Origin of the sequence: Streptomyces echinatus (assembly GCF_014203595.1) — a bacterium.
Classification (GTDB): Bacteria; Actinomycetota; Actinomycetes; order Streptomycetales; family Streptomycetaceae; genus Streptomyces; species Streptomyces echinatus.
Genome location: NZ_JACHJK010000002.1, coordinates 94503 through 108247, shown reverse-complemented (window position 1 = coordinate 108247; position 13745 = coordinate 94503). Strand labels below are relative to the sequence as shown.

At 73.3% G+C, this 13745-nt stretch carries 12 protein-coding genes; 7 read left to right on the top strand and 5 right to left on the bottom strand.

The genetic code is table 11. The annotated features are described in order from the left end of the window. Nucleotides 1-139: 139 nt before the first annotated feature. Nucleotides 140-823 (top strand): chaplin, encoded by a 684-nt coding sequence (locus tag FHS34_RS05035; RefSeq protein WP_184961553.1) that lies wholly within the window; start codon nt 140-142, stop codon nt 821-823. Nucleotides 824-1401: 578 nt separating this feature from the next. Further along, nucleotides 1402-2256, top strand: a complete 855-nt coding sequence (locus FHS34_RS05030) for a GNAT family N-acetyltransferase (RefSeq protein WP_184961551.1) — start codon at nt 1402-1404, stop codon at nt 2254-2256. A gap of 3 nt (nt 2257-2259) precedes the next feature. On the opposite strand, the gene FHS34_RS05025 is transcribed toward FHS34_RS05030, so the two are convergent. Further along, nucleotides 2260-2748 (bottom strand): nucleoside deaminase, encoded by a 489-nt coding sequence (locus FHS34_RS05025; RefSeq protein ID WP_225817529.1) that lies wholly within the window; start codon nt 2746-2748, stop codon nt 2260-2262. Then, nucleotides 2735-4021: an MFS transporter gene (locus tag FHS34_RS05020; protein WP_184961546.1), complete on the bottom strand. Its 1287-nt coding sequence runs from the start codon at nt 4019-4021 to the stop codon at nt 2735-2737. Before FHS34_RS05020 ends, FHS34_RS05025 begins: the two co-directional genes overlap by 14 nt. Nucleotides 4022-4081: 60 nt before the next feature. Between FHS34_RS05020 and FHS34_RS05015 the strand changes: the two genes are divergently transcribed. Together FHS34_RS05015 and FHS34_RS05010 are read left to right on the top strand one after the other, a co-directional pair. Next, a complete protein-coding gene (locus FHS34_RS05015; protein WP_184961544.1) occupies nt 4082-4453 on the top strand; it encodes a MerR family transcriptional regulator in 372 nt (123 codons plus the stop codon). A gap of 93 nt (nt 4454-4546) precedes the next feature. After that, nucleotides 4547-5323, top strand: coding sequence for a GNAT family N-acetyltransferase (locus FHS34_RS05010; protein WP_184961543.1), 777 nt, complete (start codon nt 4547-4549; stop codon nt 5321-5323). 1 nt (nt 5324) lies between these two features. Here FHS34_RS05010 and FHS34_RS05005 read toward each other — a convergent pair whose 3' ends face one another. Then, nucleotides 5325-5588: a GlsB/YeaQ/YmgE family stress response membrane protein gene (locus FHS34_RS05005; RefSeq protein WP_184961541.1), complete on the bottom strand. Its 264-nt coding sequence runs from the start codon at nt 5586-5588 to the stop codon at nt 5325-5327. A gap of 227 nt (nt 5589-5815) precedes the next feature. Here FHS34_RS05005 and FHS34_RS05000 point away from each other — a divergent pair, with 227 nt between their 5' ends. Then, the gene (locus tag FHS34_RS05000; RefSeq protein WP_184961539.1) at nt 5816-7258 is read left to right on the top strand and encodes a hydrolase; all 1443 of its coding nucleotides are present in this window, start codon (nt 5816-5818) and stop codon (nt 7256-7258) included. A 57-nt stretch (nt 7259-7315) separates the two neighbouring features. On the opposite strand, the gene FHS34_RS04995 is transcribed toward FHS34_RS05000, so the two are convergent. Further along, the gene (locus FHS34_RS04995; RefSeq protein ID WP_184961537.1) at nt 7316-10036 is read right to left on the bottom strand and encodes a glycoside hydrolase family 2 protein; all 2721 of its coding nucleotides are present in this window, start codon (nt 10034-10036) and stop codon (nt 7316-7318) included. 106 nt (nt 10037-10142) lie between these two features. Then, nucleotides 10143-11327, bottom strand: coding sequence for an ROK family protein (locus FHS34_RS04990; protein WP_184961535.1), 1185 nt, complete (start codon nt 11325-11327; stop codon nt 10143-10145). Nucleotides 11328-11445: 118 nt separating this feature from the next. On the opposite strand from FHS34_RS04990, the gene FHS34_RS04985 reads away from it, so the two are divergent. After that, nucleotides 11446-12891: an APC family permease gene (locus FHS34_RS04985; protein WP_184961533.1), complete on the top strand. Its 1446-nt coding sequence runs from the start codon at nt 11446-11448 to the stop codon at nt 12889-12891. 38 nt (nt 12892-12929) lie between these two features. Continuing rightward, entirely contained in the window at nt 12930-13697 is a 768-nt protein-coding gene (locus FHS34_RS04980; protein ID WP_184961531.1) for an ArsR/SmtB family transcription factor, read from the top strand. Nucleotides 13698-13745 lie beyond the last annotated feature (48 nt).

The window sequence follows — 13745 nt, the reverse complement described above, 5'->3', positions numbered from 1 at the left end:
GTCAGCGGCTTTGCACGTAGTTCGATAACAGTGCCGCTCGATGGGGTGAAAGACCGATAAGCCATAACTCTGATGGTTCGCCTGCGTTTTACGAGGTGCGGGTGAGTGCCCGCGACGAAGTCTGGAAGGCAGGGAACCTATGAGACGGGCTACCCGAAACGGTGTGATCGCCGTCGCCGCCGCGTCCGGCGCGATGGCCGTGGCGCTCCCGGTGTCCGCGGCCTTCGCGGCCGACGGGGCCGGCGCCGACGGTACGGCGGCCGGCTCGCCCGGGCTGGTCTCCGGCAACGGCATCCAGCTCCCGGTGCACGTGCCGGTGAACGTCTGCGGCAACACGGTGAACGTCGTGGGACTGCTCAACCCGGCCGCGGGCAACGCCTGCGCCAACACCGGCGGGGCCGAGGCCGGCGGCGCGGGGAAGAGCGGCGGAACGGCCGCGTCCGGCGGTGCGGCCGCCCACGGCAGCGCCGCCGGCTCGCCCGGGGTGCTCTCGGGCAACGGCATCCAGCTGCCGGTCGACCTCCCGGTGAACGTCACCGGGAACAGCGTCAACGTGGTCGGGCTGGGCAATCCGGCCATCGGCAACGAGTCGGTCAACGGCCCGGTGGACCAGCCCCGCCGGCCCCCGCGCACCCCGGCCGCCCCCAAGCCGCGGACCCCGAAGCCGCCGGCGCACGCGCGGTCCCACGGCGTGCGCCCGACGACGGCCGAGCTGGCCCACACGGGAGCCGGCCTCACGGCACCCGCCGTCGCCGGAAGCGCCGCGCTGCTGGTCGCGGGCGCGACCCTCTACCGCCGCTTCCGTCCCGGGCGCACCGACTGACCCGCTCCCCGCACGGCCCCACCGGCCGGGAACCGGTGGGGCCGACCACCCGGCCGCGCCCGACGGCTCGCCCGGACCGGCACGCAGGTCCGAAAGCGCCCAGAGTGCCCGGAGGGAACAGGACGGGCAGAGCGAACAGAGGGAACAGAGGGAACAGAGCGCGCAGAGGGACCAGAGCGCACAGAGGGAACAGAGCGCGCAGAGGGAACAGAGCGCGCAGAGGGCACGGCGGAACAGGCGTCGCGGGCCCCGTCCGTGGCCGGTGGCCGGTGAGCAGCGGGACCCGCGGTCGTCGCCGAGCTGCGCGACACGGTGGCGATCCGCCGCAGCCCGACCCGCCGGTCGCCCGGCCGGCTCGCGCGGCCCGGCGTAGGTGGTCCGAAACGACCCGGCGAAGATGGTCCGAAGCCGATGGGCCGAACTCCCGGGCCGTCCGGTGGCGTCGGTCGACCGGTGCCGTGGGTATCGGCCGATCTCCCCATGGTGTGACCCCCGTTGATCCGGAAGGATGCTGCGGGCGGCCCGGCCGAGAGCCGTGCCGCGGCACAGCCCGACCCCGAAGGAAACGGAGCGCACCGATGACCCCTGCGGCCCCCCACGATCTCGTCGTCACCCGGGCCACCCTCGCCGACTGGCCGGTGATCAGCGCGTGGGCGGCGGCGGAGGGCTGGAACCCGGGGCTGTCCGACGGGCCCGCGTTCTTCGCCCAGGACCCCGACGGGTTCTTCCTCGGCCGGATCGACGGAGAGCCGGTCTCCGCCATCTCCGTCGTCAACCACGGCCCCGACTACGCCTTCCTCGGCTGCTACCTCGTCCGCCCCGACCTGCGCGGCCACGGACACGGCCTCACCACCTGGAAGACCGCCCTGGCCCACGCCGGCAGCCGGACCGTCGGCCTGGACGGAGTCGTCGCCCAGCAGGACAACTACCGGCAGTCCGGCTTCCGGCTCGCCCACCGCACCGTCCGGTTCACCGGCGTCGCTCCCGAGAGCGCGACGCCCGCCGGTGTGCGCCCGGCCGGGCCCGCCGACCTGCCCGCCCTCACCGCCTACGACAGCGCCTGCCACCCCGCCGACCGCCCCCGGTTCCTCGCCGAGTGGCTCACCGGACCCGGCCACCATGCCGTGGTCCGCGAGGACGCCGGGCGCATCACCGGCTACGGCGTGATCCGCCCCGGCCGCGACACCCTGCGCATCGGGCCCCTCTTCGCGGACACCGCCGACGACGCCCGGGCCCTGTTCGCCGCCCTCACCGCCGACGCGGCCGGCCGCGAGGTCGCCGTCGACGTGCCCGAACCGAACGCGGCCGGCGTCGCCCTCGCCGAAGGGGCGGGCCTGCGCCCCTCGTTCGAGACCGCCCGCATGTACACCGGCCCGGTGCGCGCGTACGCCGGGGACCGCGTGTTCGGCGTCACCACACTCGAACTCGGCTGACCCTCAGGCAGGGTGGGCGCGCCCGGCGTGGAAGCGGCGGTGCAGTTCCCGTACCTCGTCCACCAGCTCCGGCACCGGCCCCTCCACCGTCACGCCGGGGGCGACCTCCGGTACGGACAGCGCGCGCACGGGCGCGGCGGGCACGCCCCACTCGGCCAGCCAGCCGGAGAGCTGGGCGGAGGAGGCGATGTACACGATCCGGCCCAGCCCCACCCAGGCGTGCGCCGCCGCGCACATCGGGCAGTGCTCGCCGGAGGTGCAGACGGTCGCCGCCGCGCGCTCTCCGGGGGTGAGGTGCGCGGCCGCCCAGCGGGCCAGCTCGAACTCGGGATGCCGGGTACGGTCCCCGCCCGCCACCCGGTTGCGGTCCTCCGCCGGCACCGTGCCGTCCCCGGCGACGAGCACGGACCCGAAGGGCTCGTCCCCGGCGTCCAGCGCTTCCACCGCCAGTTCCACACAGCGGCGCAGAAGGCCCAGCTCACGGTCCCGCATCAGCCGCCCACCTCCGTCCCTCATGGTCTCCGGCCGCACAGGTTACGGCCACCGCGCCCGGTTCGGCCCGCACCCGTGCCTCCGGGGCAACGGCACGCCGCCCGGCCGGGAAGGCGTGCCGACGGCACGCCGCGACCGTCACGAGGGCCAGCAGGACCGGCGGGAGCGCGGTCCACGGCAGCGCCCCGGCGCCCAGCGAGTCCAGCGCCAGGCCGCCGGTGAGCGAACCGGCGGCGATACCCGCGTTGTACACCGTGGTCTGCAACGAGGTCGCCGCGTCCGCGTCGGCCGGCCCCGACGCGTCGACCAGCGCCGTCTGGATCAGCGTGGGCGCCCCGCCGAAGGCCACGCCCCACAGCGCGACCGCGCCGGCCAGCAGCCCGTGCGCCCCGGCCCCCAGACCCAGAACCGGCAGGACGCCCGCGACCAGCGCCAGCGCGACGAGCAGCGCGGGCCGCGGGAACCGGTCGATCAGCACACCGGTGAGCCAGATCCCGCCCACCGTGGCGGTGCCGAACACCGCGAGGAGCACGCCCGTACGGCCGTACCCCGCATGCGCGGCGAACGGGCCGACGTAGGTGTACATCGCCTGGTGCCCCACCAGCAGGAACAGCGTGACGCACAGCACCGGACGGATCCCGGGGCGGACCGCGACCCGGACGAGCGGCACGCGCGCGTGCGGCGGCTCACCGGGGAAGCCGGGCACCCGGAGCCGCACCCAGCCCACCAGCAGCACGGCCAGCAGGGCCAGTGCCGCGAACGTGGCCCGCCAGCCCACCACGCCGGCCAGCGCGCTACCGGCGGGCACCCCCAGCGCCAGGGCCAGGGTGATCCCCGCCAGCACCACCGCGATGGCCCGGCCACGCCGCTCGGCGGGCACCATGCGGGCGGCGTACCCCGCGAGCATCGCCCACAGCGTGCCGCCCATCGCCCCGGCCAGCAGGCGGGCCGCGAAGGCGAGCGGGTACGACGACGACAGCGCGACCAGCGCGTTGCTCACGGCGAACCCCAGCAGCGCACCGCACAGCACCGGCCGCCTGGGCAGCCCGCGCAGCGCCGCGGTGACCGGGGCCGCGGCCACGAAGGAGGCGGCGGCGTACGCGGTGACGAGAAACCCGATGCGGTACTCGGCGACGCCCAGCGGGGGTGCCATCGCGGGGAGCAGGCCGGCCGGGAGGAGTTCGGTCAGCACGGCGGTGAACGCGGCACAGGACAGGGCCAGCAGCCCCGACCACGGCAGCCGACCGCCCTTGACCTGGGAGGACAGGAACATGCGACCATGGTCGAAGCTTCACATCAGTGTGAAGGTCAAGCGCGGACCCGGGAGGCGGGCATGAGGATCGGTGAGCTGTCGCACCGCACGGGCGTCCCCCCCCGGCTGCTGCGCTACTACGAGGAACAGCGGCTGCTGCACCCGGAGCGCGGCGGGAACGGCTACCGCAGCTACCCCGAGTCCGCGGTCGCGCAGGTGCAGCAGATCCGCGGCCTCCTGGACTCGGGCCTCACCACCGGGATGATCCACGCGATCCTGCCGTACCTCTGCGGTACCGGCCGTCTCGTCCCGGCCCCCGACAGCGTGCCGGCGGAGACGGCCGCGCTGCTGCAGGGGCACATCGACCGTATCCAGGCCCGCATCGACTGCCTGGCCCGCAACCGCGACCGGCTCACCGCCTACCTGGCGGCGGTCCGGCCGGAAGCCGGCTGATCCCGCGGTCCGGGCCCGGGCGCAGCGCTCCCGGGCCCGGCTTCGGCCGTAATTCCCTTGGCCGGACCCGTTCCCCCGTGCTGGGGTGGGGCCATGGATCACGCAGCCGTACTCGCCCTGTACGACCGGGAGATGCGCGAGGGCGCCCGGCCCGACGATCCCGGGGCCCGGATCGAGCGGGCCGGCGGTGTGGTGCGTCAGGTCGCGGACGAGCTCGGCTGGAACGGCGTGCTCTGGTCCGGCCTGGACGCGGCCGGCGCCGACCGGGCGGTCAGGGAGCAGATCGCGTACTTCACCGGCCTGGGCCGGGACTTCGAGTGGAAGCTCTACGCCCATGACGCGCCGGCCGACCTCGGCGCCCGGCTGCTCGCCGCCGGATTCCGGGCCGAGCCCGCGGAGACGCTGATGATCGCCGAGACGGCCGCGCTCGCGCTCGGCACCCCGCCCCCGGCCGGTGTCCGGCTCGTCGCGGCCACCGACCCGGCCGGCGTCGAACTCGCCGTACGGGTGCACGAGAAGGCGTTCGGCACCGACGGCGCCCCGCTGCGGCACCGGCTGCTCGCCCGCCTGGCCGCCGACCGCGGCACGGTTGTCGCCGTGGTCGCCCTGGCCGGCGCCGAACCCGTCGGCGCCGCCCGTCTGGAGCTGGTGCCCGGGACCCCGTTCGCCGGGCTGTGGGGCGGCGGAACCGTGGAGTCGTGGCGGGGCCGGGGCGTCTACCGCGCCCTGGTCGCCCACCGCGCCCGCGTCGCCGCCGCCCACGGCTGCCGCTACCTCCAGGTCGACGCCTCGGCCATGAGCCGCCCCGTCCTGGAGCGCCTCGGCTTCCACCCATTGGGCTCCACGACGCCCTGGTGCTACGAGAACTGACTCAGCGCCGGGCCCGGGCCCGGTCCAGGGCGGCCACTCCCACGGCCGCCAGGGCGATCTGGATGAACCACTCGATCCAGTCGGGACCGTCGGTGTCGGCGACACCGAACCCGGCGGCTATCGCCGAGCCCAGCAGCGCGGCCACGATGCCGACGCCGATGGTCCACAGGAACCCGATGCGCTGCCGTCCGGGGACGACCAGCCGGCCCAGCACACCGATGACTATGCCGATCACTACGGCGCTGATGAAGCCTGAGATCTCCATGGCCCTACCTCTTCGACGCTCCAGCCGGTGAACTCCGCTGTGGTGAACTCTGCCCCCGGTGAGCGAAGCCACTCCGCTCCGGCCGCGGCCGGGGAACCTGTTCACCGCACCGTCATGTCATGTACGGTTCAACCACTCGATGCGTGTCGGAAACCCTCAAGCGGGTTCTACGCGCGCAGACTTGGCGCCCGCACAGCCTCTCCCCACCCCTCATGGAGGTTCGACGGATGCTCGGAACCAAGAGATCCGGCCGCAGACTCACCACCGCCCTGGCCGGCTTCGGGCTGCTGCTCACCGGCGCCGCCGTCCAGGCCGGCACCGCGGCCCCCGCCCACGCGGCGGCCACCCACCGCGTCCTGTTCGACAACGCCCACGCGGAGACGGCGGGCAACGCCGACTGGATCATCTCCACCAGCCAGCCCGACCCGCTCGGCCAGGACTCCTCCCCGTCCGCCGAGACGGACTGGACCGGCGCCCTGTCCTCCTGGGGCGTCGCGCTGCAGAAGACCGGCGGCTACAGCCAGAAGACCCTGCCGTCCGGCTCCAGTCTCAGCTACGGCGGCACGTCCGCGACCGACCTGGCGAACTTCGACACGCTGGTCCTGCCCGAACCCAACACGTTGTTCACCGGCGCCGAGAAGACGGCGATCATGAACTTCGTGAAGAACGGCGGCGGTCTGTTCATGATCTCCGACCACACCGGCGCCGACCGCAACAACGACGGCGAGGACGCCGTCGAGATCTTCAACGACCTGATGACGAACAACAGCGTCGACTCCACCGACCCGTTCGGCTTCTCCGTCGACTCGCTGAGCATCGGCTCCGACCACCCGTCGGCGATCAGCGACAGCACCGACCCGGTCCTGCACGGCTCCTTCGGCGCCGTCACCAAGAGCCTGATCGCCAGCGGTACGACCGCCACCCTCAAGCCCGCCGACAACTCCGCCGTCAAGGGCCTGCTCTACCGCACCGGCTACTCCGGCAACACCGGCGCCTTCTTCGCCACCAGCACCTTCGGCAGCGGCCGGGTGGCCTTCTGGGGGGACAGCTCCCCGGTCGACGACGGCACCGGCCAGTCCGGCAACACCCTCTACGACGGCTGGAACGACTCCACCGCCACCAACGCCGCCCTGGCGCTCAACGCCACCGAGTGGCTGGCCGGCGCGGGCGGCAGCGGCGGGGGCGGCGACCCTACGTCCTGCACTGCCGCGCAGCTCCTCGGCAACAGCGGCTTCGAGTCCGGCAGCGGCACCTGGAGCGCCACCAGCGGCGTCATCACCGACTCGGCGAGCAGGGCGCCGCGCTCGGGCTCGTACTACGCCTGGCTCGACGGCAACGGCACCGCCGGCACCGACACGCTCTCCCAGTCGGTGACCATCCCGTCCGGCTGCTCGGCCACGCTCGGCTTCTATCTGCACGTGGACACCGCCGAGACCACGACCAGCACCGCCTACGACACCCTCAAGGTCCAGGTCCTGAACAGCTCCGGTACCGTCCTCGGGACCCTGGCGACGTACTCCAATCTGAACGCGGCCTCCGGCTACACCAAGCGCGGCTTCGACCTCGGCGCCTACGCCGGGCAGAGCGTCACGCTGAGGTTCACCGGCACCGAGGGCTCCAAGTACCAGACCTCGTTCGTCGTGGACGACACCGCGCTCGACGTGAGCTGAGAGGTGTGAGCCGATCCGGGGAACAGGGGCGGTCCGTCCGGGGCCGCCCCGCCGCCGTCAGGCCGCCGGCACCGTCCGCTCCGGCGTGTTCCAGCCGGAGACCCGCACGCCGGGCGCCGATCCGTGCAGGTCGGACGTCCGGTAGGTGGCGGTCAGGGTCACCGTCTCGCCCGGCCACAGGCTCACCTCGTTGTCCGACCAGCGCACCGGCAGGACCGGCTGCCCCTGGGCGTCCACGAGATGGGCGTCCGTCAGCAGCGCCGGGGCCGTCCCGCCGCCGACGTGCCGCAGGGTCACCGTCGTGGTCGACGTGCCGTCCGACGCACGCGTGGTCGCCGTCGCCGTCACCGGCACCTGCGCCATCGAGGAGAGTCCCTTGAGGTCGGCGTAGCCCGTCGTCGGTGTGTAGTACCAGGTGGTGCCGCTCCAGTCGAGGGTGTCCGGCTCGGTGGAGAGCCAGTACACGTTCCGGCTCACCTCTTTGCCGTCCGCGTCCGTCAGCACCAGGCGGAGCAGATGCGTGCGCGACAGCCCGCTCACCGAGGACGGCAGGGTGAGGGCCGTGCCGTGGGCGCCGTCGCCCGCGACCGTCATCCCGGTGACGGTCCTGTCGAACTTCCGCGTGCCGTCGGGGTCGAACAGCGTCGCCCGTGCGGTGAGACCCCGTGCGCCCTCGGGCCGGTTGTTCACGACGACGACCGACCGGTCGTCGTAGGAGTACTGGACGTGCAGCGGCTCGTTCGCCTTCTTGGCGCCGAAGTAGGCGCCGTTCTGGTCCAGGAAGCGGTCCGTCAGCTGCCAGTGCAGGGATGTCCAGCCGCTGTTGAACATCCAGTGGATCACCCCGGTGGCGGGCCGGTCCGCGTCGGTGGCGTTGCGCCCGTACGCCTCGAACTGGGCGCGCACGTTCTCGTACTGCGCCAGCTGGGCCTTGCGCACGTAGTCGGTGAGGCCCGTCGGGGGGCCGTAGCGGCCGGCGAGCGCCTTGTCGTAGATCCGGAGCGTGCCGAAGGTGGAGGACGGCGAACGGTGGTACTGCTTGGCGTCGGGGTTCTTCCAGAGGGTGTCCAGCTCGGCCGGGGTCATCATCCGGCGCAGCGTGTCGAGGGTCGGGATGCTCGGGCCCGCGCTGGTCTCGGAGTTGAAACCGGTGGCCCCGCCCTCGCGCTTGGCGTACCAGTAGCCGGGCGGCACCCAGTCGTAGGGGCCCGTCATCTTCATGCCCGACGCGCCGAGCTGCGGGGCGGAGGCGTCGGAGGCGGCGGGGACCACGGGCACGGGCCAGTCGGCCGCCCGCAGGGCGTCCAGGTAGCCCTTCTCGATCGTCGCGTCGGGGGCGGAGTCGCTGCCGATCAGGAAGGACAGCACGCTCGGGTGGTCGCGCAGCCGGGCCGCCTCGGCGGCCATGGACGCCTTCGCGACGGCGTGGTCGGAGTCGTTCCACTTTTCTCCGGACCCGCTCGGATTGACCTCGCCCTCCCACTTGTCGCAGCACTCCCAGCCCGGCAGGGTGAGCACGCCGTGGCGGTCGGCCAGGTCGAAGAACTCGTCGGGCTCCAGGTGGCCCTCCAGCCGGATGGTGTTCAGGCCCAGGTCCACGGCGTACTTCAGACGGTCCTCGGCGTAGGCGCGGTCCCAGCGCAGGAACTCGTCGGGGGACCAGCCGCCGCCCTTGACCAGCAGTGGCCGGCCGTTGATCCGGTACTGGCGGGCGCCGGCGGAGTTCAACGGGGCCCGCACGTCACGGATGCCGAACGTCTCGTGCGCGGTGTCCGAGGTCTCGCCGGCGACGGAGGCGGTGAGGCCGAGGTCGTACAGCGGCTGCCCGCCCATCCCGGCCGGCCACCACACCCTCGGCTCGGTGAGGTGCAGTCCCGGGGTGTCGGCGGGGGAGAAGGTGACGGTCCTGGTCTCGTGGGCGGCCAGCGAGACGGTCCTGCGGAACTCCGTCCCGCCGATGCTGCCGCGGACGTCCGCCGTGACCGGCGCGTCCGAGTCGTTGCGGGCCCGGGTCTTCACGGTCAGGTCGGCGGTGGCGAGCGAGGGCACGGCCAGCTCGGTCGTCACGTGGGTGTCGCGCAGCGCCACCGGGCCGGACCTGCGGACCACGACGTCCCGGACGATGCCCATGTTCCGGTCGGGCGGCGGCTGGAGCCAGTCCAGCCAGCCCATCGTGAGGTCCTTGTTCGGGTCGTTGGGCCGGACGCGGAAGGCGACCGTGTTCGTGCCGGACCGGACCAGTGAGGTGATGTCCAGCTCGTGGTGGGTGTAGGCGCCCCTGACGTCCGCGGCCGACGCCACCTGCCGGCCGTTGACGTGGACGTCGGCCGCCGAGACGACGCCGCTGAAGTCGAGGAAGGTGCGCCGAGCGGTGTCCGCGACGGTGAAGTCGGAGCGGTACCACCAGGGCACCTCGAAGTCGGCCCGGGCGATCCGCTGCAGATTCGTGGAGTGGAACGGGTCGGCGTAGACACCGTCGGCGAGGAGCGCGGCGAGGACGGTCGAGCGCGCGCCCGCAGGGTGCCAGCCGGTCGCCGGATAGCCGGGGGAGGAGACCGCCGCGGCGGAGTCGCTCACCCTGGCCGTGGACTGGACCGCGAAGCCGGAGAGCGGGGTGCCGGCGCCGGCCGAGTCGGAGACCCGGGTGGTCTCCGCCGGCCCGTGCGGCGCGACCGGCCGCCGTTCCCCGGTCCAGGCACCGGTGGCCAGCGTGGCGAGCAGGCCGAGGACGACGGTCGTGGTGGTGTACCGGCGGGTGGGAACGGGGCGAGGGAACACGGGGGTCTCCAGGCTCGTAAAGTTAGGAAACTTTACAAATCTGGTTCAAGCTAGGGTCCGGCGGGAGCCGTGTCAACGACCTCGGCCGCGCCGGGCTGACGGCGAGTCAGATTCCGGCCGTCCGGCGCTCGAACACCAGGTCCCGCGCCGTGTCCAGCGCGACGGCCACCGCGCCCAGCAGGACGGCGTCCTCGCCGAGCCGGCTCGGGGCGATCCGGGGGCGCAGCGGGGTGAGCGCGCGCACGTGCTCCCGCACCGGCCGCAGCAGCAGGTCGACGCTGTGGCCGACACCGCCGCCGAGCACCACGAGTTCCGGATCGAGCACGGCGGCGGCCGCCGCCACGGTGTGCGCGATCCGCTCGCCCTCCAGCTCCACCGCCCGCACGGCGTCCGGATGGCCCTGCCGGGCCGCGTCGAACACCGCCTTCGCCGTGAGCTGCCCGCGCATCCCGAACTCCCGGGCGGCCTCGACCACGGCCACCCCCGACACCGCGTCCTCCAGCCGCTCCGGCTTCCGCCGCCCGTGCCACGGCAGGAAGCCGATCTCCCCGGCCAGCCCGCGCGCGCCCGTGAACAGCCGTCCCTCGCTGACGATGCCCATCCCGAGCCCGGTGCCTATCATGATGTACGCGAAGAGCCGGCTGCCCGCGCCGACGCCGAACGCGTACTCGCCGAGCGCCGCCAGATTGGCGTCGTTGTGCACCTCCAGCGGCACGCCCAGTTCCGCGCGTATCCGGTCCACCAGCCCGGCCCGCCCCCAGCCGGGCAGATGCATCGCGTACCGCACCCGTCGCCGCTCCTCGTCGTACACCCCCGGCGTGCCGATCACCCCGTGCGCCACCTCCGCGGGGTCCACGCCCGAGTTCGCCATGACCTGGCGGGCGGTGGTCACGATCAGGTCGGTCAGGGCGGCGGAGGCACGGGCCCGGTTGCGGACGTCGGACCGGGCCACGAGCCGGCCGTCCAGACCGGCCAGCGCCACCCGCAGCCAGCCCCGGCCGATGTCCACGCCGAGCGCGTACCCGGCGGCCGGATCGGGGGCGTAGAGCACGGCCGTGCGCCCGCGCTCCGGAGCGTGCGTGCCGACCTCGTGCACCAGGCCCGCCGCCGCGAGCGAGGCGAGCGCGCTGGAGACCGTGGGCTTCGACAGGCCCGTCTCCCGCGCGAGTTGGGCGCGCGAGGCGGTGCCCAGGCCGCGCAGCCGGTCCAGCAGCAGCCGCTCGTTGGTACTGCGCAGGCGGCGGCGGCTCCAGGGCTGTTCCGGCTGCTCTACGGCGTCACTGGCGGGCATCCCACCATTCTCGTGCATGGGTCCGCGCATACTTGACGGCCCTAGTAAGGCTCCTTAACTTTATCGGCCATGTCGGCCCCCGGCCGGGTGCCGCGGAGCATCGCGTCAGGAGCCCCCCATGTCCGGAAGTCCGCCACCCACGGGTGGTTTCGTCCGCCGCGTCGGCCTGTTCCAGGCCACGGCGATCAACATGAGCCAGATGTGCGGCATCGGCCCGTTCGTGACGATCCCGCTGATGGTCGCCGCGTTCGGCGGACCCCAGGCGGTCGTCGGATTCGTCGCGGGCGCGGTCCTGGCGCTGTGCGACGGGCTGGTCTGGGCGGAGCTGGGCGCCTCCATGCCCGGCTCCGGCGGCAGTTACGTCTATCTGCGCCAGGCCTTCCAGTACCGCACGGGCCGCCTGATGCCGTTCCTGTTCGTGTGGACGGCGATGCTCTTCATCCCGCTGATCATGTCCACGGGCGTGGTCGGATTCGTCCAGTACCTGGGCTATCTCGCACCCGGGCTGGACCGGACCGCCGGGGACCTGACCGGCCTCGGCGTCATCGCCCTGGTGATGGTCCTCCTGTGGCGCGGCATCGAACACATCGCCCGGATCACCGCCGTCATGTGGACCGTGATGATCGCCTCCGTGCTGCTGGTGATCGTGGCAGCGGCCGGCGACTTCAGCCCGCACTTGGCCTTCACCTATCCGGCGGGCGCCTTCGACCCGACGAGCGGCCACTTCTGGCCGGGCTTCGCCGCGGGCCTGACCATCGGTATCTACGACTACCTGGGCTACAACACGACCGCCTACATGGGGGCCGAGATCAAGGACCCCGGCCGTACGCTCCCGCGCTCCATCGTCCTCTCCATCCTCGGCATCATGGTGATCTACCTGCTGCTCCAGATCGGCACCCTCGGAGTGGTCGACTGGCACCGGATGTCCGACCCGCGGGACATCGCCTCCACCTCGGTGGCCTCGGCGGTGCTGGAGGAGACCTGGGGCAGGGGCGCGGCCGACGTGGTGACCGTGCTGATCCTGATCACCGCGTTCGCCTCCGTCTTCGCCGGTCTGCTCGGCGGCTCCCGGGTGCCCTACGACGCGGCCCGCGACCGGGTGTTCTTCCGCCCGTACGGGAAGCTGCACCCGAGGCACCGCTTCCCCGTGCTCGGCCTCGCGACCATGGGTGCGATCACCGCCGTGGGCTTCCTGATCGGCCGCCACACCGACCTCGCGACCCTGATCCAGCTGCTCACCACGGTCATGGTCATCGTGCAGGCCCTCGCCCAGATCGTCGCGCTGACCGTCCTGCGCAGGCGCCGGCCGACGCTGTCCCGCCCGTACCGGATGTGGCTCTATCCGCTGCCGAGCGTCGTCGCGTTCGCCGGCTGGTGCGTGATCTACGGGTACGCCGACCGGAACTCCCCGGGCCGGCATCCCGTCGAGTGGTCCCTGGCCTGGCTGGCCCTCGGCTGCGTGGCCTTCCTGGTGTGGGCCCGGCTGGAGAAGGTGTGGCCGTTCGGTCCCAAGGAGATCAGCGAGGAGTACGACGCGCGGAAGCCGCCCGTCGAGGTGGGCTAGGGGCACCCGCGACGCGATCGGAGGAGGACGGCACCGGGATGGAGAAGGTCTTCAAGGCACTGGCGGACGACACCCGCAGGGCGCTGCTCGACCGGCTCCACGAGAACAACGGCCAGACCCTGGGCGAGCTGTGCGAGCGCATCTCCATGCGCCGCCAGTCGGTCACCCAGCACCTGGCCGTCCTGGAGGCCGCCAACCTGATCAGCACGGTGCGGCGGGGGCGGGAGAAGCTGCACTACCTCAACCCCGTGCCGCTCCACGAGATCCAGGAGCGGTGGATCGACAAGTTCGAGCGCCCGCGCCTGAGCGCGCTCGGCGCCGTGAAGCGACGAGCCGAGGAAGCCATGACGGACAAGCCCGGTTTCGTGTACGTCACGTACATCGCGAGCACGCCCGAGAGGGTCTGGGAGGCGCTCACCGACGCCGGCCTGACGGCCGCCTACTGGGGCCACGCCAACGTGTCCGACTGGCGGCCCGGATCCCGCTGGGAGCATGTGCGCACCGACGGCTCCGGTGTCGCCGACGTGGTCGGCCGCGTCGTGGAGAGCGAGCCGCCGACCCGGCTGGTGACCACCTGGGCCGCGCCCGGCGAGGAGGAGCGGGAGGACCGGCACTCCCGGGTCACCTTCGAGATCCGGCCGCACGAGGACATCGTCCGGCTGACCGTCACGCACGAGGACCTGCGCGACGAGGGCGAGCGCTCGGACGTCGCGTCCGGCTGGCCGGCCGTGCTGTCGAACCTCAAGTCGCTGCTGGAGACCGGCCGGACCCTGCCGCAGGAGCCGTGGCTGGTGCCGACCCGCTGAGCGGCGGCGGGCAGGCGCGGACCGGTCCGCCCAGGCGGACCGGCCGCG